Genomic DNA, 26,725 nt, shown 5'->3' with positions numbered 1-26,725 from the left:
GATTTGAGGGATTTGAGGGATTTGAGGGATTTGAGGGATTTGAGGGATTTGAGGGATTTCCTCGCAAGCTCGGAAAAAAATTGTAATTTATAGTCTCAACCTAAAACTTTAATTATGTCAACCTATCAAAACTTTGAGGACTTAGAAGTATGGAAACTATCAAGAGCACTTAATAATGCATTGTACGATGTCCTCGATCCGAAACCTGAATTTTCTAATGGCTATTTAAAAAATCACTTATTAAAAACCGCTGGGAGCATTATGGATAACATCGCTGAAGGATTCGAAAGAGAAGGAAATAAAGAATTCATACAATTTCTTTTCATAGCCAAAGGTAGTGCTGGAGAACTACGTTCCCAACTTATGAGAGCTATGGACTTTAACTTTATCACAACTAGTGAATTTAATGAATTGAAAGATCGTGTTAGGTACATCTCAAGACAACTAAAGCACTTCATTAAGTATCTAAAATCAACATCACACAACGGGAATAAACACAAAAAATAATCTTTCAAATTATCAAATCTTCGAATTTTTCAAATTTAGTGTGTAACTTTTCAGTAACTCATCAGTCTTACCTATAAGCATCGCTGCTAATTATGACGGTTAAAGAGTACAATAACGCTGTGGATATCTATTCTGATGGAATATACAGATTCGCGATTAAGCATCTTAGAAATGAGATGTTGGCGGATGACGTTGTACAGGAAACTTTTGCGAAAGTTTGGCAAAAACATGAGGACATACAGGGTTCGAAAGTTAAAAGCTATTTGTTTACCACAGCTTATACGAGCATACTGGATGTAATTAAAAAAGAGAAACGTAGCGGTGATATGGAAAATGTAAGTCAACAACAAGCGGGAAGTTCGGATATTCCAAACTTTGACATTCAACAACATTTGGAGCAAGCATTAAACACTTTACCCGAAGTGCAAAAGTCTGCAGTATTGTTACGCGATTATGAAGGGTATAGCTACGATGAAATTGCAGATATACTCGAATTGAACGCTAGTCAAGTTAAGGTGTACATTTTCAGAGCTAGAAAAAGTTTAAAAGCGTATTTAAAGCGCATAGATATATTAGTATGATAACAAGAGAAAATTACGAGCTATTCTACATGGATTACCTAGAAGGTGATCTTGACCCTGCTTTGGTGGCGGAGCTTGAGTCTTTCCTTGCTCTTCATCCAGACCTTAGAGTGGAGGATGATTTTTTAGAAGCGCTAGAAGCTCCTGAAATCTCTTACACCAATAAATCTGCCCTAAAATTTGAATCACTTCCTGCGTTTGACCAGATGTCAAATGAAGATAAAATCATTGCCTATCACGAGGGAATATTGACGGAGTCTCAATGTAAGACCGTTGAACAATTAATTGCAACTTCAAAAGGTCTTCAAACGAGTTTTGATCATTATCAACAGGTTTATTTAAAGCCTGCAACTTTCACTTACACCCATAAAGGAAAACTAAAACGCAGATCTACTATCATTTTATGGCCTGCATTAATGGCGGTTGCAGCAAGTTTGACCATGCTATTTCTTTTTAACAATGACATCAGCCAACCCGAAATTCAACATGCGGTTTTGGTTAAAGAAAAGGACTCTACTCCAATTCAAAACACTAAGGTTGAAGAAGAAGAATTACCGGTTTTGTCTGTAAAAGAAGAGAACGGACTTGAAAAGAAAGACATAAATGGAACAAAGGATAAAAACACTTCTGTTAACACAAATATTGCTCCGTCGAAAACGGACAGCCTAGTTAAGAACAAAGTAATTCCAAAAATTACGATACCCCAAGAACAAAATCTGGCAGAGCAAGGGATAAAGAATGGTATTGCACAGGTCCAAACAACGGACCCCAAATCAAACACTTCAACACCTAACGTTCAAGAAGGAAGTAACTCAACAACCAGTAAGGCTATGAATACTTCTAGACAGAATGGTACGTACTTAGAAAATGCTCTACCACCACTTGTCGACTACGCCTTAACCAAAGTGAGTAAAAAAACGGGAAACAAACCCTTGGAGATTCAGAAGGAAGAAAACAAACCTCTCTTCAAAGGGAAATTCAAAATTAAAATAGGTTCTCTTGAATTAAAGAAAAACTAAAATTCTTCATACCGGCCCTAGGTCGGATAAATTTCGGAAAAAGTTCAGCTCAAGGGTTGGACTTTTTTAGTTACTCCCAAAACTAAGCTTCACATCTACATCAATAGCTATTTAATAATTTAATTTCCCGATGATATCGGGATATTTAAAGTTTTAAAAAACTGGATTGAGGGTGAGCAAAAACAGTCACGAGGGTGAGTATGGAGTATAGATGAACCCGATAAATTCAGCATACAGTTTGAGAATTGAGCAAGAATAAAAATGGTATCCAGACAAAATCGTCATAAATTAAATAAGGTAATGGTCAAACCTGCGGAGATGCAATTTGATGATTTGAGGAATTTGATGATTTGAAAGATTTGAGGGGTGGATTTAACAATTTAAGTGCAAACTTTTAGTTTGCTATTTAAAGATTTAAAGACAGTGGTGAGTGCGAGAAAAAGCAGCATACAGTATGAGTATTGAGCAAGAAGGTTAGGCGTGGTATAAATTACAAATTCCTCCAATTTGAATCTTTGAATTCTTGAATCCTTGAATTAAAGTTCTCGAGCGATAATCGAAAGATGAATCCTGGAATTATTAAATTATTTCACACCTTCCTGTAACAAAATCAACCTTCGCTAGTCTTACCTATAAACACTACAACAATTGAATTCAGTTTGTAAAAAATGGAAAAGATGAAAAAGTTTATAGTTATAGCAATTTTGAGCGTACTAGGTGGCGCTGCATTTGCACAAGAAGATCCAGATACTTTAACCGTAAAAATCGGGAACAAAGTAATCATAATTAAAAGTGGGGAAAATGAAGAAGTCGTTATTCAAACCGACGAAAATGACAGCACAGAACAAGTAGACATTAACGAAGATGATTTTGAGTTTTCCAACAAAAAAAGAAAAAGCGAAGCCAATTGGTCGGGCTTAGAAGTAGGTGTTAACACCTTTGTTAACTCAAGTTATCAACCCGACTTTCCGAATGCTCAATTCTTAGAGATCGACCCGTCAAAGTCGTGGAATTGGAACTTAAATTTCATGGATGGTAAATTGGACATCATTCGAGGTTATGTTGGAATAACCTCTGGACTAGGGTTAAACGTTACTAATTTCAGTTTTAGAAACAATTACATTTATAATTACTCTCCGAACCAGATCACGGCAGAAATGGATACCCTTGCCGACTACAGTAAAAACAAGTTACGTATGACGTATATAACTGTTCCCTTATTATTGGAGTTCACAACCAACAGAGAAGATGACGATAACTTCTATTTCAATGCAGGAATAGTAGGAGGAGTGAAATTAATATCAAAACTTAAGAGAGAAACAGACACTGATGGTTATCAAAGAAAGTTTTCAGAAAAAGGAGATTATGGCGTAAATGCTTTTAAAGCAGATGCCATCGTAAGAGTTGGATATGGAAGTTGGGGAGTATACGCCAGCTACAATTTACTGCCAACTTTTGACAAGGATTTGATCGATCAAGCCAATCAAGTAAGCTTTGGTTTATCGTATCAGTTTTAGGTAAACATAAGTTAGTTTTAGCAGCAGATCCACCGGTACCACGCTTCGTACCGGTGGATTTTTTTGTTTAAAAAGGACGCTAAGAAATGAATTCATAAATCAGCGCATTAAGGATTTTAGGATATTTGAACCCCCTGTAGCATCTAAAGAATTTATCCAAAACCCTAAAGGGACTTATTAAAAGCCAAGAAGGATAATTCTACTTCCAGAGATTTGATTTTCAACTCAATTATTCCCCTTATAAAATGAAATAAATAGTTCAAAACACCTACCTATGGCACTAAATAACAGATTGTTAAGACAGGTTTTGTTTATCTAATTTTTAATTGTAACTTTCTTGAGGTTAAACTTGAAACTGTGAATGAATTCGATAACAACAAGGAGCGAATGAAAGACGAAATGGACAAATTCATTTCTGAACTCAATGCCATACTACCCCGCTATTCCCTGCTCTTAAAACAAGAGGAGTTATCCGATGCCGAAATCAGCGAATTGGGGGAAATAGAATATTTTCTCATAGAAATCAGCGGTAAAATTCACCAAGCCAAACGCATGCTCGACAATGATTTATTTGGCCTTTCCCTCGACCTTTACTACAAACTCAAACAACGCGCTAAAATAGGCGACATCAAAGCCAAGAAAAAACTCGATCAAATGCGCGAAACCTTTAAGGAATCTTTAAAAGGTGAAACCATCATACTTTGGAATTGAAAATTATCAAACGGTTATCTCCTAAACTATCAACAGTTTTATTGTTTGAAGATGAAACTAGGGAGATTTAAAAATTTAAACTTCACTGCGTGAATTATTTAAAGATTTAAAGAAAAGAATCATTCACGGCAAAAGTATTCTGGGTTTTAACCACAAAGTAAGCAGAGATTAGCACAAAGGTCACAGAGCATTCAAATTCCAGACTTTCGCTAACAACTACATATCACTTTTCACTTATCACTTTTGACTAATAGGTAAAAAGCCCCGCTGATTAAACGAGGCTTTACTTTTACAATGGTTAGGTTAGATAGGTTTTCAGGTCTGGGTTAAATTAAGTTGATTAGCTTGTTTCAAAGATAGGGCAAGAAGGAACACTTGTCAAGTGTGGATTCTCGCAAGTGGATTATTTGGTTTGATCGTTTGAATGTTCGATAGGTCGTGGTTCCAACATGAGAGATTAAAAAATTTAAACCTTCACTGCGTGAATTATTTAAAGATTTAAAGAAAGAACAGAATAAAACAGCATACAGTGTGAGTATAGAGCAAGAAAGTTTAGGCGTGGTTTAAATTACAAATTCCTCAAATCAATCAAATTTAAATCTTTAAATCTTTGAATCTTTGAATTTTCCAAGCCTAGTGTTTTATTTGGTTCGTTTATTGCGCCGTGCTGAGGGAAGACGAAGTTTACGAATAATTGTTTTCCACATCTCTCTTATCTCCTCTGACTAAAAAGCAAAAATCCCTCACCAAAAGGCAAGGGATATATTTACAATTCCATTCCCGGAATTCTTAATTCACAATTCTTAACTCTTCATTTAACTAATATCCTACTTTCGCTCTGACGCGTTTTAAGGTGGCACTAGCTATCTTTCTAGCTTTTTCTGCACCAATGGACAAAGCTTCGTCGATTTCGTGTTTATTATCCATTAAATAAGCAAAGCGTTCACGTTCATGGGCAAACTTATCACAAATCAATTCAAACAATTCCTGTTTAGCATGACCGTAACCATAGTTTCCACCTTCATACTTTGCTCTCATCGCTTCAATTTGCTCTGGTGTTCCCAACAACTTATACAAAGCAAAAGCATTACAAGTATCCGGATCTTTTGGTTCTTCCAAACCTTTACTATCCGTTTCTATTCCCATCACTTGCTTTCTCAATTTCTTATCCGTCTGGAAAATATTGATAAAGTTATTTCTGGATTTACTCATTTTGTGTCCATCCGTACCTGGGATAATCTTCGCTTCCTCACTCGTTTTAGCCTCAGGAAGTACAAATACCTCCCCATTGATGTTATTGAAACGAGACGCTACATCACGTGTTATCTCTATGTGCTGCAATTGATCTTTCCCTACAGGAATAATTTCGGCATCATACAACAAGATATCTGCTGCCATTAACATTGGGTAGTTAAACAAACCTGCATTCACATCACTTAAGCGATCGGCTTTGTCTTTGAAAGAGTGCGCCAATGTTAAACGTTGGTAAGGAAAGAAACAACTTAAATACCACGTCAATTCCGTCACCTCAGGTATATCACTTTGACGGTAAAAAATAGTTTTTTCAGGATTTAGTCCGAAAGCAAGCCAAGTTGCAGCCACAGCGTAGGTGTTCTCACGTAATTCACTACCATCTTTAATTTGTGTTAATGAATGCATGTCTGCAATAAACAACAACGAATCATTGTCTTCACTGTTTGCCATTTCTACGGCTGGAGCAATTGCCCCCAATATATTCCCCATGTGAGGAATACCCGTACTTTGGATTCCTGTTAAAACTCTTGCCATTTCTATTGATTTTGTCCAAAAATAAAATAGATTTCTGGATAATTGAACCAAGGATTCAATAATTCAACGAATCAGGGTCCAGTACTATGGGGGAAAGATATTTCCAAGGGTTGAAAGTTTCCTTGTTTTAAGGTTTGAGGTTGGAACCAGAGAGATTTAAAAATTTAAGTCTTCACTGCGTGAATTATTTAAAGATTTAAAGAAAAGAATCATGCACGACAAAAGTATTCTGGGGTTTAACCACAAAGTAAGCAGAGATCTCACAAAGGTCACAGAGCATTCAAATTCCAGACTTTCGCTAACAACTACTTATCACTTATCACTTTTGACTAAAAGGTAAAAAGCCCCGCTGATTAAACGAGGCTTTACTTTTACATTGGTTAGGTTAGATAGTTTTTTAGTCTTAGGCTAGGTTAGGTTAGGTTGATTAGCTTGTTTCAAAGATACAGCATGAAGTAACGCTTGTCAACTGTAGATTCTCGCAGGTGAGTGCTTTTGTTTGATGGTTTGAGGTTACAACTTGAGAGATTTAAAAATTTAATTCTTCCCTACGGGAATTATTTAAGTATTTACAGAAAAGAATCATGCACGGCAAAAATATTCTGGGGTTTAACCACAAAGCAAGCAAAGATCTCACAAAGGTCACAGAGCATTCAAATTCCAGACTTTCGCTAACAACTACTTATCACTTTTCACTTATCACTTTTGACTAAAAGGTAAAAAGCCCCGCTGGTTATACGAGGCTTTACTTTTACATTGGTTAGGTTAGATAGGTTTTTAGGTCTGGGCTAGGTTAGGTTGATTAGCTTGTTTCAAAGATACACCAACAACCAACGCTTGTCAACTGTGGATTCTCGCAAGTGGGTGCTTTTGTTTGAAGGGCTTGAGGTTGGAACTTGAGAGATTCAAATATTTAAAACTTCACTGCGTGAATTATTTAAGGATTTAAAGAATAACAATGAGCAGAGACAGTTCATAGTCTTTGTATTAAGCAAAAGAAAGAACGCGTGGTTTTAACCACAAAGTATGCAGAGATCTCACAAAGGTCACAAAGCATTCAAATTCCAGACTTTCACTAACAACTACTTGTCACTTTTCACTTATCACTTTTGACTAAATGGTAAAAAGCCCCGCTGATTAGACGAGGCTTTACTTTTACGTTGGTTAGGTTAGATAAATTTTTAGGTCTGGGCTAGGTTAGGTTGATTAGCTTGTTTCAAAGATAGGACATGAAGGAATACTTGTCAACTGTGGATTCTCGCAGGTGGTTTATTTGGTTTGGTTGTTTGAATGTTCGATAGGTTGTGGTTCCAACTTGAGAGATTTAAAAATTTAATTCTTCCCTGCGGGAATCATTTAAGGATTTAAAGAATAACAATAAGCAGAGACAGTTCATGGTTTGAGTATAGAGCAAGAGAACGAATGGGTGGTATTAACCACAAAGCAAGCAGAGATTTCACAAAGGTCACAGAGTAGGCATAAAATGGTCTCAAGGGTAAGGGCCTTCTATACTTCTCGTTCCTCGAACCCCAAATAGCAGCATACAGTTTGAGAATTGAGCAAGAAAAAGAAAGAGTATAGAGTGAAATCATAGTATCTTAAGAGATAGTGGTCAGACTTGCGGAGATGCGTTTCGACTTGAGGAATTTGATGATTTGAAAGATTTGATGGATTGATTTAAAAATTTAAGTACAAACTTTTAGTTTGCCATTTAAAGATTTAAAGACAGTGGTGAGTGCGAGTAAAAATAGCATACAGTGTGAGTAAAGAGCAAGAAAATTAAGGCGTGGTTTAAATTACAAATTCTTCAAATCAATCAAATTTGGATTATTGAATTGTTGAATCATTGAATCGTCCAAGCCTAGCGTTTTCTTTGGTTCGTTTAATTTCATCGATGGAAAAGAAATGAACATAACCCTAGTACGAAGTCTAAAACAAAAAAGAGCTTTATTTCAAAAAAATTATTGCAACATGAAGAATGCGTGGTATTAACCACAAAGCAAGCAGAGATTTCACAAAGGTCACAGAGCATTCAAATTGCGGACTTTCACTAACGACTACTTGTCACTTTTCACTTATCACTTTTGACTAAAAAGCAAAAAGCCCCGCTAACTAAACGAGGCTTTTCAAATTAATTCTATATAAGGATTAAGACTTTCGCTTAAACCATCCTAAAATTCCTTTCTTTTGATCATTGTCGAAATCTACGCCATAGCCGTAACCATATCCATAGCCATAACCATAACCACGACCTTTGGTTTTCACACCATTAACTATCATGGCCATTTTACCTAATTTCCCATTCTTGTAGAAATCACTTGCGAACTTCAACAAACGCTTGTCTAGGTAGTTTGCTCTAGCAACGTACAATACCACATCTGCATATTTCGCAGCTGAAACTGTATCAACTACTAAACTTGTTGGCGGTGTATCAACGATAACGTAATCATATTTTGCACGCAATTCTTCAAACATAACTCCCAAATGATCCTCCATCAACAATTCAGATGGGTTTGGTGGAATAGAACCCGAAGAAATGTAGTACAAGTTCTCCGTATTCGGAGATTTACGGGTAATGGCATCCAATTTCAAACCTGGGGTTGCCAAGAAATCAGAAACTCCTTTTCCTTGCGGCATGTCTACATATTCCAACAATTTCGGTTTACGCAAATCCAAACCAACAACTACTACCTTTTTACCCGTAAAGGATAAAGAGTAGGCTAAATTCAAGGATGTAAAAGTTTTCCCTTCACCAGGTATGGTAGACGTTGAGAAGATAACCTTACCGCCCTCTATGTTTTTATCTAATACAAAATTCAAATTCGTACGCAAGATTCTATATGCCTCTGCTATTGGACTACGTGCATCTTTTTGTGTAATGATCTTCGTTTTTTCCTCGTTCATTGGAACTGATCCAATAAAAGGTAAATTCAGTTTTTCTATGTCTTCTTGACCGTGGATTTTATTATCCAATAAATCGCGCAAGTAGATAATTCCAACTGGTATCAATATACCCAATAGAAATGCGCCTAGGAATACAATCTTTTTCTTCGGACTTACAGGTATTCCATCTGAATAGGCCATGTCTATAGGCTTAGCATTGCTGATGGTAGATGCCAAGGTAATTTCGCTTTCCTCACGCTTTTGCAAAAGAAATAAATACAAACTTTCCTTTATTTCTTGTTGACGTAAAATACTTCTGTATTCTTTTTCAAATTTCGGAAGGGTAGCAATCTTCTTTTGATAATCCTTGTTCTGATCTCTTAATATCCCTAATTGAATTTTTAAACGTGACTTTAAATTATCCAAACCGGTTACTAAACTGGCCTTGATTTGCTCCAATTGTGAGTTTATGCGCAATACGTTCGCATTAATAGGAGAAGAAGACTTTAATAGTTCATTTCTTTCCAAGACCAACTCGTTGTACTTGGCCGTCATTTGATTGATGGCCTGATCTTCAAACCCTAGGTTGGCCGGCAATAAAACTTCGAAGTTATCTTTGTAATCCACCAAATACTCCGTCATGTAGTTCGCCAAGTTGACTTGAATCTCTGCTTGGGTTACTGCTTTTTCCGCCTCAGCTTGCTGCTCATAAAATTTTTGTGCATCCGAAGCAACATCCATTAAACCATAATCCGTTTTGAATTTTTCACCCACATTCTCTATCTCTGTCAATTGCTCTTGAATCAACTCCAAACGTTTGTTGATAAAATTACTGGTGTTTTCTGCCACCTCGTTCTTATCTAATATGGCATTCTTTCGGTGTTGCTTGATTACTTCATTCAAGATATCATTGTTCTTCTGAATGACCTCTCCTTGGATAGATAGGCTCAAAATATCCGCATCCTTATTCACTGCCGATACATTCAATTGCTTCTTTAATCCTGTTACGACTCTTTCTACAGGAGCCACGCGCAATACATATTTCCTTCCTAGTAAATCCGGATTGTACTTTTCTGTTCTAATTACTCGAATTTCACCAATACCAATATTTTTCCAAGTATCATATTGAGTTTTAATAGGTGCTAACTCCGTTTCACCCTCACCTCTTAATTCATATTCTCCAGTTGAAAGAATTTTAAGCTCAAATTCTTTAGTCTTGGTGAAAGCAACACTGTCCGTAATTTTAAAATCAAAGTATACGGGTGAATTATGATACAATTCTACACGCTCCAAGCCAGATCTATCTCCTACAGCCACAACACTCTTGTTAATCTGTAAGTTACGTACTACTTTCTCTAATATACTGCGCGACTTGTAAATTTCAATTTCATTTTCCAGACTACCAGAACCTCCTCCGAAACCGAGTTCCTTCATCATGTCCATTTCCGAAAAACCAGCCCCTCCCTTATCATCTTTGATGAGGACCGTTGCCTTAGACTCATAAAAGGGATTCGTATAACGCAAATAAACGTAGGCAATACATACACAAAATATAATAGCCATCATTATCCATTTCCAATGAAATAAATAACGCTCTAAAATATCTTTAATATTTACCCCTTCTTCCTCAGAAGAAACATCATGTATCTCACTATTATTCATACTAATTATTGCTGCTTATGATTGTGATTGAGTAAATCGATGATACGATTACAGAAACTATAGATACGAATACTCCACTGTTATTTCTAAAGAAAGTTGATTGAGATCGTGCCGCCATGTTGGGTTCAACATAAATCACATCGTTCTGTTTTAGGTAATATACTGGAGAGGTGAAGAGTTCCTTAGATGTTAAATCTACTCTATACTCATATCTTACGCCATTTTGCTCACGAATAACTAAAACATTCTTACGGACTCCTGTCAGTTTCAAATCCCCCGCCAAACCAACTGCCTCTAACAAAGTAATTCTTTCGTTTGGTATTTTAAACGTTCCCGGTCTTGAAACATTTCCTAAAACAGTTACTTTAAAATTCTCAATTTGCATTTGAACCACGGGGTTATTGATGTACGCCGAAATTTTATTTTCAAGAAGTTCAACGGCTTTGGTCCTCTCCAAGCCACCTATTTTTACTTTACCCAAAACAGGGAAATTAATATACCCTTCCTTATTAATTAAATAGGCATTCCTAACCGGGTTTCCCTGAGTATATCCATTGTTCAGTGTACTTCGAGCACCAACATCTGGAAAATTGAATTGTACAGCTTGTTCAGGGTCATCCGCTGTAACTACAATAGAAACAATATCATCCACCTCTAAAGTTGTTTCAAAATTCGATGCTAAACTGTCTATCGTAGGACCTTGAAAATAAACCAATTTCTGTTTGGTTTTACAAGAGAATAAAACAGGTACTAGTAATATTAGTACTAAAATTGCGCGCTGTAATTGAATCATTGCGGTATAGGACTTTGTATGAACTCGCGAAAATAAGGATAATCTCTAGACATTCTTAGCTTTTCTTGCGCATTTTAACTTTTACACGCATGGCTTCGCGGTTTTTGTTGATGAGAAAGAAATAAACTACTGCACACACGCAAAGCACACTCGTCCCTAAAAACATGAACCACTGGTTGAAAAAGGTCGCAAAATAAGTGAACAAAATGATGATGACCAAGTTGCACAAACCTATCCAAATACTTGCCCTTACGTGACTCATGGCTCTGAAGTCTATCAATAAATGGTGTATGTGATTCCTGTCAGGTGAAAAGGGCCCACGTTTGTTCATTAAGCGTATAACGAATACCCTTAAAGTATCAAAAAAGGGAACGATTAAGACGGCCAACAAAATATAGGGTACATTGTACTTTCTTAAGATCAAAGATGAAGTATCGTAATTCATTAAATCCACAAAACGTATGGACATGATGGCAATCACAAAACCTAAGAGCATAGATCCTGTATCTCCCATGAAGATCTTCTTTTCAGAAGATAGATTATAACGTAAAAAAGCAATCAAACTTCCCCACATCACAAAACAAATGGATCCCAAGAAGGCATTGCCTACATAAAAGAAAGCCGCAGCAAAGGACCCAAAGATGATTAAAGCCACTATGCTGGCTAAACCATCAATTCCGTCAATTAAATTAAAGGCATTGATAATTGCTAGTACTAAGAACACACTTACTAGAATAGCTACAATTTCAGGAACCTCATGAATACCTAAAAAACCATGAAAATTATAGATTTTAAATTGGGCTTGAGATACCAAAAACAAGGATGCTAAAAATTGTCCTCCCAATTTTGTCCTAGGAGATAGGGCCACCAAGTCATCCTTTAACCCTAAAATAAATAAAATGGTAATACCAGGAAGTATAGTAATGATGGTATTATATTGATCTTGTTTATCCACAAAAAAGAAAGATAACATCAATACAATATAAAAAGCAATTCCTCCTAAATTAGGCACGGCCTTTTTATGTGAACTCCTATCATTGGGATCATCCAAAATCTTTTTGGCATTCATGACCAAAGAAATTTTGGGCACCAACAAGAAGGTGAGTGTAAAGCTCCCCGCAAATAATCCTAGATAATAAAACAGTTCTTGATAGGTCATAATAAGACGTTATTAGGGCTAAAATTAAGATTATTCTTAAAATTTACGTGCAGGGAGGTCTTTAAAGGCTTTATAAACAATTTCACTTTTTGGAAATAGAATCACCCACGCCGTAATAAATATAATTTTTAAATCTGTTGCAAACCCTTGGTTGGATTGATACCACTTTTCAACTTCACCCTTAAACGGATAAATCTTATTCTTGTAAAAATCCCAGGTATCCTCACCTCTATCTTTAACTAAAGTGATTAATTCCTCCTCATCTCGGAAAATAATACTACCAATTCCCGTTAAGCCTGGTTGTACATTGTATATCACTTCTTGTACTTCATCTGGATAAGCGTCAAAACTAACTTGCATCACTGGTCTTGGTCCAACAACACTCATATCTCCTTTGAAAATATTGATAAGCTGCGGTAATTCATTAATTTTTGATTTCCTTAAAAAACCACCCATAGGGGTTATACGAGGATCCCTCTTTGTTGTAATAGCACCACCAGACATATTTGGGCTGTCTTTCAACATAGTAGCAAATTTTATAATGCTGAATTTCTCGTTTTTGTAGCCGACTCTTTCTTGTAGGTACCAAATATATCCTTCCCCTGTTAATTTGAGTCCTATCATAATAGGTATTAAAAGTGGTGATAATATCAATATACAGATTCCTGATACTAGGATATCAGATAGGCGTTTTAATATTTTATACATTATTTTAATTCAAAGATTTAACAATTCAAGAATTCAAAAATTGAATCCTTTATCTTACATTTTTTGATCTAAGCTCTTTCCTGTTTCTATGTGCTCGAAGTCGGGTAAATATTTCTTCAACACGGCGACTATGGCACTCTTGTCATAATCACCTGAATTCAACAACTTTTTCAAATCAGTGATTGTTTCCTCTATTTGAGGTAAAGCCAATTTCTTTGCGTTCTTTACTACGCCTAGAGCATTGTGCTTTTCAAAATCTACTTTGTCAGAGTCTGTATAGAATTCCTCGTATAATTTTTCGCCAGAAGTATCAGAATTAAAAAAGTAAACAGGATAAGGGTCTTTTTCTGTCATGACCAAGGCCTTATCTTTAGCCTCTTGCTCATTCTTACATTCTACAATAGGTCGATTAGATACTTGAAAAAAGTCAAGCGTTATATCTTTGAAATAAACCATCTCTTCTTCGGCCAATTTTGGAAAGTAAATATCTGATGATTCTCCCAACATACATGCTAACATACAGATTTGTCCACTTTCCTCTGGTGATACGAAAAATCGTTTTACATCCGCCGGACAAGAAATAGGTTGATGTTGAAATAGACGTTCTACATAACCTGCCAACAAAGATCCATTCGAAAATGCCACATTCGCAAAACGCGCTGTAGTAATCTGCAATTGATCTGAATAGGCCATAATCACCTCCTCCATCAATTTCTTACTCGCTCCCATTACATTAACTGGATTCGCTGCCTTATCTGTCGATACACAAAAGAAGTGCTCTGGTTTATACTCTAATAATAAATCCAAAAACTCTTTCGCTTTAAAGACATTATTGTCTATCATCGCTTCTATGGAGTACTTGTCTTTTTCACTTCTTACGTGCTTGTGTGCAGCAAAATTTGCCACAATATCAAATGGCCCCTCCGCTAAGAACATCTTTCTAAATACAGGATCCCCAAAGTTCATTGGATAGGTCTTGTAGTCCTCAGGAACAAATTGATTTGCATCTGATCGTAGGGTTCTAGTTAATTCAGTCAATCCATTTTCATTGGTATCTACCACATATAATTTAGCTGGTTCAAATTTCAACACAGCTTTAATATACGACGAGCCTATAGTTCCAGCTCCACCAATCACCAAAACGGACTTTCCTTTAATTCTTTCAGAAAGTAGTTTTTTGTTCTTCTCAATATCTGAGACGAATAAACTCTCTGGTCGTTTTGTAATGTATTCCTTGATGAAATTTGGGATGTCAATTAAGTTCATTTTTTCTTATTCGAAAGAGGGTAAAAAGAAAATTCGCGATATCTTGAATCTGCAAAATTTCAACTATCTAACCCTGGGTTTTATAAAATTCTTTTATCGTTGAAACAACTGTCTTTTGCTGTTCTAATGTAATCCCGGCAGAACTTGGGATGCTAATACTTGTATTATAAATGTTAGAAGAAACATCTTCACTTGAAACATAAATTTCCTTTTTGAACATCTCTAATTGATTCATCGGCATCCAGAAAGGTCTACTTTGAACACCATTTTCATTCAAATAAGCCAAGAGCTCTCTCATTTTAGAAGTCTTGAAAGTAAACAACCAACAATTCGGATTTACTCTTTCATCTACCACTTGAAAAATAATGTCGCCAACTCCTTCTAGTTCCTTTCTATAAAAGGCATCCATCTTACGCTTATTTTCCAATAGGTTGGGAAAAGTTTCCATTTGTGCTACACCTATGGCGGCCAATACATTTACTAATCGGTAATTGTAACCGATTTCATCGTGTATATAATCCATGGCACTCACCTTGGCTTGAGTTGTTAAATGTTTGGCTTTCTCTGCCAACTCTTTGTCGTCAGTAACGATTACACCACCACCACCTGTAGAAATGATTTTGTTACCATTGAAGCTAAATACACCAAACTTACCAAAAGTCCCCGAATGCTTATCCTTAAAGATTGAGCCTAGTGCTTCCGTACTATCCTCTATGATATCTAAATGATATTTTTCACATATTTCACTTAATCGGGCCATGTCTCCCATATTTCCAAGAACATGTACAGGCATAATCGCTTTGATGCGTTTCCCTGTAGTATTGTGAAAAGTAAAGGTTGCACCTTCTATGCTCTTTGATGATGTACTGTTACTTAAAAAGTCTTCCAACAGATCTAAATCCATCTGCCAATTATTGGCATCTACATCTATTAAAATTGGCGTTGCTCCCGTGTATTTTACTGCGTTTAAAGTAGCAATAAAAGTAATGTTAGGAACCAACACATGGTCGTCTTGGGTTACTCCAGACAAAATTTGAGCAATGTGCAAACCGACCGTACCATTCATACAGGCTACCCCATATTTTGCACCGGCATATTCGGCAACCATTTGTTCAAATTGATTTACATAGGATCCTGCTGAAGAAATCCAACCCGTGTCTATGCAATCTTTAACATATTTCCACTCGTTTCCTTCGAGTTGTGGTATCGATAAGGGGATCATTTTCAAAAATATTTAATTAATTCGTCTAATTCACTAACAATTAAATTCAATTCTTTAAGTACCTCCAAATATTTAAACGAATTTGTATGAATGTTTGTGCCATTATCCAATTTAAGAATTGAGTTCCAATTATTAGCAATTGGATATGTGAAATCTTTACTTGTATTATCACCAATGTACCAATAAGTCATATTTGGAAATTCCTCTTCAATTAGCTTATATGCCACAGAGCTAGGTTTTGATGCGCCAACCTCCTCTGAAATTAATATTTTACAAAAATACCTATCAATCCCTAAAGATTTTAATTTATTCCGTTGAGTTTTTGACCTTCCATCCGTAATGACGGCTAGTAAATAATTTCTTTCATTTAAATATTCCAACAATGCCTTTGTACTTTGAGAAATTGATATTTTCGGATTATGATATCTGTACCAATTCAAAAGTTGATCAACACTTACCGCATATTCTTGAGATAAATGATCAAATACATCTAAATTATTTCTAAATCTTGAAAGCATCCAACAATAAAGTGTCAATGAGTTTTCGCCTTCTAATTTCTTAGCAACAAAAGAAAACCCGGATTTTACAAATTCTAACTCCTGATACAATGTATCATCCAAGTCAAAAACGATTATATCCTTCTTACTACTCATAACCGTGCACTAAAACTTCATCATCATACCTTAACATCAGTAAATTATCTTCCCATTCATCAAAATATTCATCTATTTGTTCACCCAATAAATACTCATGGATGATCCATTTTGGAAAATTAGCTTTTGCTTTATAGCTCAGAGGGAAGCCTCCACCGAATCTAGGATTAATTTCAATTGCACAATATTTATCCTCCGTTTTGTGTTTAAAGATTTGTAAAGTGATACATCCTCGCAATCCTGAAATACCATCAAATTTCTTCTTAAGATAATTTACTATTTCATTTTTACGAGTACACCCCTTATTGACTTCTCCATCACGGACAAATATACGCTCACGAGGTACAGAACAAATTAATTTTGCTTTTCTATTGAAATACATATCAACAGTAAACTCATCATAATCCTTATTATTGAAATATTGTAAATACATGTTTTTAGGATTTTGAAAAACCTCATGTGGTATTTCACTAATATTTTCAAACAAAAATACTCCTTGCGATCGACTTCCATCATATGGTTTCACAAAAACCGGAAATCTTAGGTCGTTTTTTGAAAATTCTAAAGCTCTTGTAATAGCTAAACTATCGAAGAAATCATGAATTTTTCGTTTATCCCTACAACTATTGACAAAATCTAAATCAGATACTAAAATTTCTATGCCTTTCTCTCTAAATAACTCTTTGTTCTCGGCTAAAATTTTTAATTCTGTATCAATAGTTGGTACCACTAAGGAAACCATATTTTCGAGACAAATATTCAAAAGTTCATTTACAGACCCTTCCATAGATATTTTCCTGACTTTAAAAGCCTTATCACTAATTTGACAAGCCGCAGATAAAGCGGGATTTAAATCTGTAGTAAATACCTTACCTTTCAAACCTGAAATTTTCAATTCTTTCTGAAAAGCTCTTATTAACGAAACCCTTCTACCAGCGGAAGAAATTAAAATATTCATACTTTTTCTATTAAACTTAAATATTTATTTGCCAATTTTCGCCTGTCAAAATTTTCTTTTGCATACGCATATCCCTTGTCTCCTTGAATCTTTAGTTTTTCTGGATTTTTTATGTATTCCCTTATTACAGAATTAAATGCTTCCGCATTTTCAGGTTCTACATAGCTTCCTGCACCTGCCTTTTCCAAAAGTTCTCTCGAAACTCCATCAATAGCCATTAATATTGGTGTTTTACAAGACATATAATCGAAAGTTTTGTTAGAATAAATAGTCTTGAATGTATCTACCTTTTTCAATACGCTCATTCCCATTTCTGAAGCTAAGATATATTGAAATACCTCGGCTTTTGGAACAGGATCCAGAAACCTAACATTTTCAAGTTTTCGTTTTGTAGCTTCTTTAATTAACTTTTCTTTCTCCATTCCTTGACCTATGAGTAAGAAAAGAACCGCTGTATCTCTTAATAACTCTGCCGCATCTAACACCTGAATCAAATGATTTGCAACTCCATGTGCCCCGACATAAGTAAGTACAAATTTTCCTTCCAAGTCATGCTCCTTTCTAAACTTATCCCTATCAAAATTATTCAACACTCTTTCTGACAAAGTAAAGTCTGCAGCATTTGGTATCATCGCAAGTTTTTCTTCTGCAATCCCTTTTTTATCTTTTAAGGTGTTGTAAAAAGCTGGAGTCAATACATTAATGAGTTTTGATTTCTTATAAATGAACTTCTCAAACCAGTATGCCAGTTTGATAATCATTTTATTTGAAAGAACTCCCGTATCAATGGCTGATTCTGGCCACAAATCTCTCACTTCAAAAACTAAAGGAATTCTTTTAAGCCTTGAAACAATATAACCACTGAAACCAACAAACAATGGAGGTGAAGTTACAAGTACTACATCATATTTTCCTTTTACTTTAAATAGGCCTCCCCAAAGTGAAGAAAACATGAATGAGAAGTAACCCCATAAACGTCCAGTAAAACTAGAATTATAACTTTCTGACACGTGGCACCTGAGTATATTTACTTTACCATGCTGCTTTCTAACGAAATGTTTGCCTTTATATTCTAGCCTTTTCTCAGAACCGTTAGGATGCATCATCCCCCCTATTACAGTTACTTCATGTCCTAAACTCGTCCAAGTTTCAGCCATTTCGTTCCATCTGGAACCTCCCGCATCATCGAGTTCTAGAAAGTATTGATGAATTAATAAAATTTTCATAATTAAAATTGAATTATTGTTTTAGTATTATTTGACACAAGACAAACAACCTTAAAAGTCACAAAGTCTATTTTTCATTTTTTAATGTCGTATAGATATCCAGATATTCTAAAGCGATTTCCTTCCAGTCATGATTCAATGTTATTGTGTTATAATCAAAACTATATTCATCATAATTCAAAATAATTTTTTTAATTCCTTCGGCTATATTTTGAGCACTATTACAATCCACAGCCTCTCCAATTTTGTTACTGTAGAGTCCATCGATTCCTTCATTTTTGGTAAAAACCACAGGAATACCTTGCGATAATGCCTCTAAATAGACTAATCCGAAAGTTTCGGATTTAGAGGGCATTGTGAAAATATCGGCATTTCTATAAAACTCTTTGAGACGATCCTTATCCATTATTTTTCCGTGATAGGTGATGTTCCTTTTATTTTTAATATAATCTAATACCTTAACTTCTTGTTTACCTCCACCACCTACTAGATTAAGCTCACAGATTATACCATTTTGTTCCAAGTATTCAACAGCATGTATTAATGTCGTAACATTTTTAACCCTCGAAAACTTACCAATAAAAAGTAATTGAGGTGTATCGCTGACTTTTTGCTTGTTGCATTCTCTATTTCTAACCCAATAATCATCAATTCCATTTGGAATAACATTATATTTCGAAGTTATAATTGGGTTTATTTTTTGATCAAGCAAAATTCTATTCTCATATATTTTTGAAATTAAAATAATTCGAGAGGCATTTTTTAAAATATCCAAGCCATATTTTTTTAAATGCGGCAGTTTCCAAAACAAGTTTAAATCAGTATTTCTTATTGCTATTATGTACGGAATGTTATATTTTTTATACAACTCATAAGCCACTCCCCCATCGCTATACCAAGTGTGTGCGTGAACACATTCTATTGATTGAAAATCTATTTTGGCTTCTACATCGGTTAAAATCTTCTTTACTTTCCGTTTGTAGAATGCTCGATCGGTATGAGTATTAAGAATATGACTATAAATAATCTTCGATCCTTCTGTGCTTAACTTTACTTTATTTTTATCTATACTCTCTACATTTCTTATAGGAGAATATATTGTTTGTTGAACACCGTACTTATCTAATTCACAAATTAGATTCTTATATACCTGAGATCCAGCATAATCGTTTGTCAAGTGAAGCATCATTCTTAAATATGTGTTTGTTATTTATACTTGTATTGGATCAAGATCGTGATTATACCTCAAAACCTATAATACAATTTCTAATTTAATTTGCTGTTTTCTTTAAAGTAAAACCTAACTTTCAACCCATTACCCACAACAAAACAGCTCTTCATAATCTCGTCGGGGCTATTAAACCAAGCACATTTAAATTAAAGATTTTGTTTCTAATTAATTATCTTTTAGACCTTATCCGCTAATGAATATCTGTCTATTTTGTAATTATAATTTTTCAAAACATTTGTCATAAATTTATTGTTGTTAGTGCTACAAAAGAGGAGACTATTGGATGATGTTTAAAACTCGATTAAGATTACATTTTAACAAGAATCAACTTTTTCACAAGATTACTAAGGTTCACTTCGAAAAACAAGTTCGTTTTATTTACCTATAAGCATTAAGAAAATCTTCGACTTGTTTCTTCTTCAGTGATTTAAACATATCCTCTTTAATTTTAAGATTTTCAATGCTTCTAGAGATATTTGTAGCATTTAGATCTTCAATATATGTTCCACAGTGATATTTTTCAATAAAATTTGACAAAACGGGATTGTTTTTGTTTACTATTACAGGCAAGCCTTTTTGTATTGAAATATAAAAACGATTGGGAGCACACAATCTGTTGTTAATGTAAGTAGGTAAATACATTACGATACTCGCTATACCACGTTCCCAATATTTTGGTAAAAATAAATAATTTACGCTTCCTCTAAAATAAAACTTTGCCTTATCAAGTTTATATTTTTCAATAAATTTTTCATATTCGATTTCGTTCCCGCCAAGTAATAATATTTTGTACTTTTCTGGTAAAATTCTACTCAACTCGGCAAGCCTCTCCTCTCCTCTTTCAATTCTTAAAACTCCTTGATGAACTATAAACTTACAACCTTTGCGAATTGAATTATCAAGTTCATTTAATGAGTTTTTATCATTTTCACTTAATTCTATAGAACTTTCCTCATCATCAAAATAAGGTAGGTTTAGAAAGTAACTACAATTTGTCTTTAGTGAAAGTTCTTTCCTTAAAACCTCCATTCTTTCTTCATTAGCAAATATATTATGATCAGCTTTTTTTAAGACCAATTCCTCAATTTTATTTAAAATTCTTTTTGTAAATCTTTCATTTTCATTAGGAATTTCATGATCATCATAAATTAATTTAAACGTTGAACCTCTAAAAAATTTATATAATATAACAGGTTGAACTATAGCCGTATCTTGAGCGTGAAGAATATGAGGTTTAAGTTTAAATAATAGATATAAAGACTTCACAATAAACTCAAGAACAGTAAATACTCTCAAGAACTTATTGTTTCTAAATTGAGTATTTATTATATGCATTTTTACATTGTCACCACAACTTATTTTTAATGGTTTATCTGGGAGCAATATAAAGTCAATAAGTTGTTCAGGGTACGTATTTTCTAAAATCTTTAATTGATTTAAAATTCTTCCGTCTGTATTAAGATCTGTTTTGGCTATAAAAACTATTTTTTTCATTTATAAATGAGTTTCTGATTATAAAAAAAAGAATTAGAAAAAAGATGGCATTTTGTCCAACAAGTGAGTCTGTATTTAAAGAAGCAAGAAGGTATATTATAAATACTGTTTTAAACCCATAATTTTTATCTCTTTTTATGAGTAAATTAAACACAAGGGTAATTAAGATTAGTGGTATAACTCCATAACGTAATAAAACATTTATAATCGAAGTATCCGTCTTTCTTAGTTCTTGAGATTCTTTTCCATACATAGAAGGCCGAATAAAGATGGGAATTTTATAAGGTAATCCTATCAACCAGTAATTTTCATCAATCCTTAATCGAATACCTTCATAAATCATATCCCTATTACCCTTTATTGTAGACTCATGAATGCTTACCTCACTATTTATTATTGATAGAATTCTTTTATCCATTTGCCTTCTAATCATACCAAAGTTATAATAAGAATATGAAATTACCGCTAAAAACATTGTTGTTAAGACCACTAAGCGCTTTAGTGTATTTAAGGAGAACGACTTGTAAGTTAAATACAATAATTCTAATGCTAAAAGTGCCAAATAGGTTCTGTTAAATGTTAGAATTAGGGCAATAACACTTAAGACAGAAACGATTTTCACTAGCTTTCCTTCATTATACCATTTTTCTTTATCGGCAAACAAAAGATATAACCCTATAATTCCAAATGATCCATTTGAATTCACTATCCTTCCTTGCAGCATATTAAGTACATTCTCTTCGTCAGCTTTATAATAAATGGGTAAATAGATGAATATAGATAGAACGGACAAAAGAACTGAAATTCCTATTGCAAATAATAAAACCTTCCAAAATGTTCTTACATTTACTCTTATGCCTTGATACAATATTAGTAATGAAGCGAATAGAGGGAGGCCAATTCTAAATGACTTAAATGAATCTCCTACGGATTGACCGAATAGAAATGGTTTCAATACAAATTCTGTGATTAGAACCGTTATTAAAATAAAGAATATATTTTTTCTAAGTTTATTATCAATTTTATGCTTTGCAATATTGGATTTACAAAAAAGGTTAATTACGGGAAGCAATAGGAATGCTAATTCATTTACTTTTAGTAGAACTCCAGGAAGGGGAATATACATGTTACTATTGGTAGGAAGAAAGAATCCTACAAAAAGTAAAATGTAAAATATGTAATTAGCTAGATTCATGTATATATTTTCAATTTTTGATTCAGCGTAAATTTGTACTTACATTAAATTCTTAACGTTGATTTGAAAATCTTCCTTGGTGTATCTATTGATGAATGTTTTAAGATTCTGATTATTGTGTTTTGCTGTTTCTTCATCGTAGAAGAGCTTGTTATTTTTAAGATCTTCCTCAAATTCAGCTATTGAAAATATTTTAAACCCTTCATTAATCAGCCAATTTTTATGAATGTTCTTATCATTTAAATATACTTTGAGCCCTTTCTCGAGGGCTAATATAATGTTTGCACCTGCTAATTGACGAAAACTATTAATGACCAGTGCAGATGAACCATTATAGGTGCTGTTAAAATCTTCTTTAGAGAGAAAGTCTGTTATTAATTCAAAGTAGGGCTTGTTCGAAACTTCCTTCGTAATTCGTTGTGAGTAAATATCTTCTTTTCCATAACTAAAAAACAACTTAAAGTTATAGTTATGCTTCGTTGAATATTTTTCAATTATATTTAGAATATCTAGATGATTATTATACTTTGATCGGCTATTTCCCACAATAATTCTCGGTTTATTTTGAGCATTTTTTTCCTCATAATTAATAGCTTCAACTTCCTTTGAATAACTTACAGGTGGCGCCTTAATAAAAGCAGGAATCGTTGGCCAAACACTTTTCAGATAACCATACTCTTCTTTGCTAATAACTAAAATAAAATTAATGCGTTCAATCGCTTTAAAGAACAATCTATATGGATTTTCTTTTCTATTAATAAGACTATTAAAGCTTTGAAGAAAACGATATTCTTTCAACTTACTTTTTACCTTTTGTTTGAAAGTATGCCCCTTTAGGAAGCCTTCTTTGCTAATGTAGCTGAGGTATTTTAGACTATACAATTCCGTTCCAAAAAACCTCCAAATAATTTTAATATCAGTTGAAATTTTTAAAGCTATTTTACTTTTGACTACGTCAAGATTGTACAACACAACCACATCAAATTGATTACACAGCTTAACTATTTCGTCTAAATCAAATTTGCTAAAAATCTGAATATTCGGTAACTCTAACGTGTTGTTTTCGCTAATAATTATTGACTTATTGCTAAAGTTATCTCCTTCAAAATTAAGATAAGCACCAACAAATTTTTTATCTGTGTGTATATGTAGAACTTTTAATTTATCCATTAATAACTGATATTGAATTTGCCCTCCATTTAAAGTGCTTTAATTTTACTGGTAAAAGGCTTGGCTGGGTTGCCGTAAACCTTAACATTATCAGGAATCGATTTTATAACATTTGAGGCCATACCCACAAAACAATTGTCCCCAATATTCAGATAATTATTAAACGTAGAATTAAGTCCTAAAAAATTAGCCCTTCCTATATTATTATTGCTACCAATTACATTATGAGCCGCTACGAAATTGTAATTACCCATTTTGGTATCATGACCTATTAATGAATTGGAGTGAATTGTACAATGATTACCAATAACCACATTAGAATTAACAACGCTATTGGCCATTATAGCCACTCCAACACCAATTTTCGCGCTTGGAGAAACCACACATGATGGGTGAATAAATGTATAAAATCTATCCTCAGGTATGTGATAACTTTTTAACAGGTCAATTCTTTCATTCATTAAATCAGGTCTATACAGCTGAAAAATAAACTTGACATCTTCATCATCCTTAAATTTCGAATACACCTCTTTCGTTTTTGCTACAATCGGAAAACCATTAATTTCAGTACCAAAACTTTCATCATCAAAAGCATAACCTAAAAACTCTACATTAGCACCTTTCATTTGAGCATCATAAATCTGTTCTCCAACAACTACAGCCCCTCCTTTTCCTCCTATAACGATTACTTTCGTTTTCATATCATTTGTTTTATAATTTGTAGAATAATCTATTTTTCCTTTGACAATACCCGAGTTCTATGGGATCGAATAAAAGACGTTTCACGCGAAGAAGTCTCTATTGACCTTATCAAACGCCCTTACCTCTGTTTATTAATGATTCTTTAATAAGCGTTTTTTTAGCTGCTTTAATCATTGGAGGACCAATAAATTTTCCGTTTATTATTGCTACTCCTTCACCTTCTTTCTTAGCTTGGTCAGCCATAGAAAGCATAGCTTTAGCATCCTCAACTTCTTGTTTCGTTGGAGAATAATATTGATGAACCAGTGGGATTTCTTTAGGGTTTAAGACCAACATTCCTTCAAAGCCCAAGTTTTTTGAAATTTTTAGATTTTTCTCCAAATCTTCCAAATCATGCACCCTAACGTGAACAGTATCTATAGGAATTACACCAGCCGCTCTTGCACCCATGGCAATCATAGCCCTTGGTGTGAATAAACTTTGGTGTTCTAAATCATGAATCCCTTCTAAATCTGTAACAAAATCCTCTGATCCATATGCAATTGCTATAACTCTTGGAGAAGCCGTACAAATTTCTTGAACATTCATTACAGCCGATGCTGTTTCTATTAATGGAATTATTTTAAAAGTACCTACCGGAATTCCTTTTTCATATTCAATGGTTTCAAGTAGTTTATCGAAGAAATAGATGTCTTCTCCTCGTTTAGCTTTAGGATACATAAACCCGTTGATTCCATCAACCGTCAATTGAAATACATCTTTTAATAATTCTCCACTTTCCCTATCGTTAACCCTAGGAAATATTCTCTTATTCTTAAAAGTATTGGCTTGGATGTATTTTAAAATAGTATCTCTAGCGATTTGTTTATTGTTAAATGGTTGCACAGAATCTTCTACGTCAAGTAGCAAAACATCTGCATTTGACTTAGCAGCGCTATCCATTAATTTTTCATTGTGACTCGGCACAAACATTAAACTTCTCAGTAGTAAATCATTCACCTCCATTATTTCTTAGAAATTAAAACTTTACGTCTAAATGATAAAACATCAACACCATGTTGATTCTTTGCAAATGTCTCTACATAAACCACCCCTCTGTCTCCTTTTGAGGTCTCCCATTTATCCAAAACTTTTGTTCTAACATATAACGTATCATTGATATGTACTGGGTTGAGATGCTGCACAGATTCATATTCTAAATTGGCCACTGCTTTACCACTAATATCCATCACTGTAATTCCAACAGCAACACTAAAGACTAAAGTACCAACTACTAATATTTTTCCGTGTTGTTTTTGTTCTGCATAGTCCGAGTTAAGGTGGACTGGGTGATGATTCATTGTTAACAATGAAAAAAGATTGTTGTCTGACTCAAAGATAGTTTTTGTTTGACTGTGTTGTATAACTTCACCGACAACAAAGTCTTCAAAATAGTTTCCCATTTCATTTGCTTCCATATCATTTATTTTTTTGGGTCTAGCTTAGACATTATTTTTTTGATTCTTAAAAGGTGTGGTTTCTCATACACCTTTCCATTTATTTTATAAACTTCAATGGAATCAGAAGGAATTGATTTTATATGCTCATATACTTCCTTGATCTCCATCATTTCATCCTTTGTAAAATATTCTATTTCTTTAAGTTTATCGAGTTGCATTGGATGGATTAAAAACTTACCCTCCATCCCCATTTCAAAAGCAGAAACACACTCTTTTCTGAATTGAGAGAAATTACTTAAATCCAAATTTACACCGTCTATAAATTTCACATTATATGCTTTGGTGTACAACACAAGATCTCTTTTGTATGTATTGATATTTTCCTCAGTAGGTTTAATTCCTGTTAAGGAACAAAAGTCATGACTCCCAAATGTAACACCGTGTATGTCCGTTGAGAACTGATCAAAAATTTCCTTAATATTAATTAGACACCTCGGTGTTTCAACCAGAATAATCATCTTCAACTTTAAATCAGGCGCTAAAGTTTTTATTCTATAAATCTCATCAACATCATTTACTTTTGGAACTGCAATCCTTCCCTCATAATGGAGGATGAGCTTTTTTAATTCTTCATCTGTATATCTGTTTTCAAAAAATGGAATTCTAATGTAGTAGTTATCTTTAATCGCTACTTTCAAAGCTAACTCCTGCGCCAAACCTTTAGATTTTACAGGTACCGAATCCTCCAAATCGACAACAAGAAAATCAGATGGAATGCTTTCTATTTTATCAATATACTTTTTTTTATCTCCGGGAATAAAGAAATATGAGTCTAACATAA

General features: G+C 34.0%; 23 protein-coding genes. 5 read left to right on the top strand and 18 right to left on the bottom strand.

The window, feature by feature from the left end; genetic code table 11:
- Positions 1 to 114: 114 nt before the first annotated feature.
- The 5 genes from BM327_RS07145 to BM327_RS07125 all read left to right on the top strand — a co-directional run bounded on the left by BM327_RS07145 (position 115) and on the right by BM327_RS07125 (position 4,335).
- Positions 115 to 507 (top strand): four helix bundle protein, encoded by a 393-nt coding sequence (locus BM327_RS07145; RefSeq protein ID WP_090247687.1) that lies wholly within the window; start codon positions 115 to 117, stop codon positions 505 to 507.
- A gap of 92 nt (positions 508 to 599) precedes the next feature.
- Complete coding sequence (locus BM327_RS07140; RefSeq protein WP_090247686.1) at positions 600 to 1,088, top strand: RNA polymerase sigma factor; 489 nt, start codon at positions 600 to 602, stop codon at positions 1,086 to 1,088.
- Positions 1,085 to 2,107, top strand: coding sequence for an anti-sigma factor (locus tag BM327_RS07135; RefSeq protein ID WP_090247685.1), 1,023 nt, complete (start codon positions 1,085 to 1,087; stop codon positions 2,105 to 2,107). The genes BM327_RS07140 and BM327_RS07135 overlap by 4 nt, the downstream gene beginning before the upstream one ends.
- 677 nt (positions 2,108 to 2,784) lie before the next feature.
- Positions 2,785 to 3,624, top strand: a complete 840-nt coding sequence (locus BM327_RS07130) for an outer membrane beta-barrel protein (protein ID WP_170853706.1) — start codon at positions 2,785 to 2,787, stop codon at positions 3,622 to 3,624.
- Between the two features lie 357 nt (positions 3,625 to 3,981).
- Complete coding sequence (locus BM327_RS07125; protein ID WP_090247683.1) at positions 3,982 to 4,335, top strand: hypothetical protein; 354 nt, start codon at positions 3,982 to 3,984, stop codon at positions 4,333 to 4,335.
- 819 nt (positions 4,336 to 5,154) lie between these two features.
- On the opposite strand, the gene trpS is transcribed toward BM327_RS07125, so the two are convergent.
- The 18 genes from trpS to BM327_RS07035 form a co-directional block, all read right to left on the bottom strand.
- Complete coding sequence (trpS, locus tag BM327_RS07120; protein ID WP_090247682.1) at positions 5,155 to 6,123, bottom strand: tryptophan--tRNA ligase; 969 nt, start codon at positions 6,121 to 6,123, stop codon at positions 5,155 to 5,157.
- A gap of 2,148 nt (positions 6,124 to 8,271) precedes the next feature.
- Positions 8,272 to 10,668 carry a GumC family protein gene (locus BM327_RS07115; RefSeq protein ID WP_090247681.1) on the bottom strand — a complete coding sequence of 799 codons (2,397 nt, stop codon included), beginning with the start codon at positions 10,666 to 10,668 and terminating at the stop codon, positions 8,272 to 8,274.
- Between the two features lies 1 nt (position 10,669).
- Positions 10,670 to 11,461 carry a polysaccharide biosynthesis/export family protein gene (locus BM327_RS07110; RefSeq protein ID WP_090247680.1) on the bottom strand — a complete coding sequence of 264 codons (792 nt, stop codon included), beginning with the start codon at positions 11,459 to 11,461 and terminating at the stop codon, positions 10,670 to 10,672.
- A 55-nt stretch (positions 11,462 to 11,516) separates the two neighbouring features.
- Positions 11,517 to 12,620, bottom strand: coding sequence for an MraY family glycosyltransferase (locus tag BM327_RS07105; protein ID WP_090247679.1), 1,104 nt, complete (start codon positions 12,618 to 12,620; stop codon positions 11,517 to 11,519).
- A gap of 36 nt (positions 12,621 to 12,656) precedes the next feature.
- The gene (locus tag BM327_RS07100) at positions 12,657 to 13,328 is read right to left on the bottom strand and encodes a sugar transferase (RefSeq protein ID WP_090247678.1); all 672 of its coding nucleotides are present in this window, start codon (positions 13,326 to 13,328) and stop codon (positions 12,657 to 12,659) included.
- Between the two features lie 54 nt (positions 13,329 to 13,382).
- Positions 13,383 to 14,594 carry a polysaccharide biosynthesis protein gene (locus tag BM327_RS07095; RefSeq protein WP_090247677.1) on the bottom strand — a complete coding sequence of 404 codons (1,212 nt, stop codon included), beginning with the start codon at positions 14,592 to 14,594 and terminating at the stop codon, positions 13,383 to 13,385.
- A gap of 67 nt (positions 14,595 to 14,661) precedes the next feature.
- Entirely contained in the window at positions 14,662 to 15,816 is a 1,155-nt protein-coding gene (locus BM327_RS07090) for a LegC family aminotransferase (protein ID WP_090247676.1), read from the bottom strand.
- 2 nt (positions 15,817 to 15,818) lie between these two features.
- Positions 15,819 to 16,469 (bottom strand): HAD family hydrolase, encoded by a 651-nt coding sequence (locus BM327_RS07085; protein WP_090247675.1) that lies wholly within the window; start codon positions 16,467 to 16,469, stop codon positions 15,819 to 15,821.
- Entirely contained in the window at positions 16,462 to 17,427 is a 966-nt protein-coding gene (locus BM327_RS07080) for an ATP-grasp domain-containing protein (protein ID WP_090247674.1), read from the bottom strand. Before BM327_RS07080 ends, BM327_RS07085 begins: the two co-directional genes overlap by 8 nt.
- Positions 17,424 to 18,653, bottom strand: a complete 1,230-nt coding sequence (locus BM327_RS07075) for a glycosyltransferase family 4 protein (protein ID WP_090247673.1) — start codon at positions 18,651 to 18,653, stop codon at positions 17,424 to 17,426. The genes BM327_RS07080 and BM327_RS07075 overlap by 4 nt, the downstream gene beginning before the upstream one ends.
- A gap of 67 nt (positions 18,654 to 18,720) precedes the next feature.
- Complete coding sequence (locus BM327_RS07070) at positions 18,721 to 19,830, bottom strand: glycosyltransferase family 4 protein (protein ID WP_170853705.1); 1,110 nt, start codon at positions 19,828 to 19,830, stop codon at positions 18,721 to 18,723.
- A gap of 432 nt (positions 19,831 to 20,262) precedes the next feature.
- Positions 20,263 to 21,378, bottom strand: coding sequence for a glycosyltransferase family protein (locus tag BM327_RS07065; RefSeq protein ID WP_090247671.1), 1,116 nt, complete (start codon positions 21,376 to 21,378; stop codon positions 20,263 to 20,265).
- Positions 21,341 to 22,573, bottom strand: coding sequence for a hypothetical protein (locus tag BM327_RS07060; RefSeq protein ID WP_139230287.1), 1,233 nt, complete (start codon positions 22,571 to 22,573; stop codon positions 21,341 to 21,343). The genes BM327_RS07065 and BM327_RS07060 overlap by 38 nt, the downstream gene beginning before the upstream one ends.
- A gap of 39 nt (positions 22,574 to 22,612) precedes the next feature.
- Positions 22,613 to 23,743, bottom strand: coding sequence for a hypothetical protein (locus tag BM327_RS07055; RefSeq protein ID WP_090247669.1), 1,131 nt, complete (start codon positions 23,741 to 23,743; stop codon positions 22,613 to 22,615).
- A gap of 29 nt (positions 23,744 to 23,772) precedes the next feature.
- Positions 23,773 to 24,444, bottom strand: coding sequence for an acetyltransferase (locus tag BM327_RS07050; protein ID WP_090247668.1), 672 nt, complete (start codon positions 24,442 to 24,444; stop codon positions 23,773 to 23,775).
- Positions 24,445 to 24,553: 109 nt separating this feature from the next.
- Positions 24,554 to 25,444: an HpcH/HpaI aldolase/citrate lyase family protein gene (locus BM327_RS07045; protein WP_090248895.1), complete on the bottom strand. Its 891-nt coding sequence runs from the start codon at positions 25,442 to 25,444 to the stop codon at positions 24,554 to 24,556.
- A 5-nt stretch (positions 25,445 to 25,449) separates the two neighbouring features.
- On the bottom strand, positions 25,450 to 25,902 hold the full coding sequence (locus BM327_RS07040) for a MaoC family dehydratase (RefSeq protein WP_090247667.1): 453 nt from the start codon (positions 25,900 to 25,902) through the stop codon (positions 25,450 to 25,452).
- A 5-nt stretch (positions 25,903 to 25,907) separates the two neighbouring features.
- The gene (locus BM327_RS07035) at positions 25,908 to 26,723 is read right to left on the bottom strand and encodes an HpcH/HpaI aldolase/citrate lyase family protein (protein WP_090247666.1); all 816 of its coding nucleotides are present in this window, start codon (positions 26,721 to 26,723) and stop codon (positions 25,908 to 25,910) included.
- Positions 26,724 to 26,725: the final 2 nt, after the last annotated feature.

It is taken from the genome of Lishizhenia tianjinensis, assembly GCF_900116425.1.
GTDB classification, from domain to species: domain Bacteria; phylum Bacteroidota; class Bacteroidia; order Flavobacteriales_D; family Crocinitomicaceae; genus Lishizhenia; species Lishizhenia tianjinensis.
Note: the sequence above shows the minus strand (reverse complement) of the source record. Positions and strands in the feature narration are given on the sequence as shown.

What these genes read in the sequence shown, in the direction of transcription:
- BM327_RS07145 (WP_090247687.1), top strand. Translation starts at nt 115, where the DNA reads ATGTCAACCTATCAAAACTTTGAGGACTTAGAAGTATGGAAACTATCA.
- BM327_RS07140 (WP_090247686.1), top strand. Translation starts at nt 600, where the DNA reads ATGACGGTTAAAGAGTACAATAACGCTGTGGATATCTATTCTGATGGA.
- BM327_RS07135 (WP_090247685.1), top strand. Translation starts at nt 1,085, where the DNA reads ATGATAACAAGAGAAAATTACGAGCTATTCTACATGGATTACCTAGAA.
- BM327_RS07130 (WP_170853706.1), top strand. Translation starts at nt 2,785, where the DNA reads ATGAAAAAGTTTATAGTTATAGCAATTTTGAGCGTACTAGGTGGCGCT.
- trpS (WP_090247682.1), bottom strand. Translation starts at nt 6,123, where the DNA reads ATGGCAAGAGTTTTAACAGGAATCCAAAGTACGGGTATTCCTCACATG.
- BM327_RS07115 (WP_090247681.1), bottom strand. Translation starts at nt 10,668, where the DNA reads ATGAATAATAGTGAGATACATGATGTTTCTTCTGAGGAAGAAGGGGTA.
- BM327_RS07110 (WP_090247680.1), bottom strand. Translation starts at nt 11,461, where the DNA reads ATGATTCAATTACAGCGCGCAATTTTAGTACTAATATTACTAGTACCT.
- BM327_RS07105 (WP_090247679.1), bottom strand. Translation starts at nt 12,620, where the DNA reads ATGACCTATCAAGAACTGTTTTATTATCTAGGATTATTTGCGGGGAGC.
- BM327_RS07100 (WP_090247678.1), bottom strand. Translation starts at nt 13,328, where the DNA reads ATGTATAAAATATTAAAACGCCTATCTGATATCCTAGTATCAGGAATC.
- BM327_RS07095 (WP_090247677.1), bottom strand. Translation starts at nt 14,594, where the DNA reads ATGAACTTAATTGACATCCCAAATTTCATCAAGGAATACATTACAAAA.
- BM327_RS07090 (WP_090247676.1), bottom strand. Translation starts at nt 15,816, where the DNA reads ATGATCCCCTTATCGATACCACAACTCGAAGGAAACGAGTGGAAATAT.
- BM327_RS07085 (WP_090247675.1), bottom strand. Translation starts at nt 16,469, where the DNA reads ATGAGTAGTAAGAAGGATATAATCGTTTTTGACTTGGATGATACATTG.
- BM327_RS07080 (WP_090247674.1), bottom strand. Translation starts at nt 17,427, where the DNA reads ATGAATATTTTAATTTCTTCCGCTGGTAGAAGGGTTTCGTTAATAAGA.
- BM327_RS07075 (WP_090247673.1), bottom strand. Translation starts at nt 18,653, where the DNA reads ATGAAAATTTTATTAATTCATCAATACTTTCTAGAACTCGATGATGCG.
- BM327_RS07065 (WP_090247671.1), bottom strand. Translation starts at nt 21,378, where the DNA reads ATGAAAAAAATAGTTTTTATAGCCAAAACAGATCTTAATACAGACGGA.
- BM327_RS07060 (WP_139230287.1), bottom strand. Translation starts at nt 22,573, where the DNA reads ATGAATCTAGCTAATTACATATTTTACATTTTACTTTTTGTAGGATTC.
- BM327_RS07055 (WP_090247669.1), bottom strand. Translation starts at nt 23,743, where the DNA reads ATGGATAAATTAAAAGTTCTACATATACACACAGATAAAAAATTTGTT.
- BM327_RS07050 (WP_090247668.1), bottom strand. Translation starts at nt 24,444, where the DNA reads ATGAAAACGAAAGTAATCGTTATAGGAGGAAAAGGAGGGGCTGTAGTT.
- BM327_RS07040 (WP_090247667.1), bottom strand. Translation starts at nt 25,902, where the DNA reads ATGGAAGCAAATGAAATGGGAAACTATTTTGAAGACTTTGTTGTCGGT.
- BM327_RS07035 (WP_090247666.1), bottom strand. Translation starts at nt 26,723, where the DNA reads ATGTTAGACTCATATTTCTTTATTCCCGGAGATAAAAAAAAGTATATT.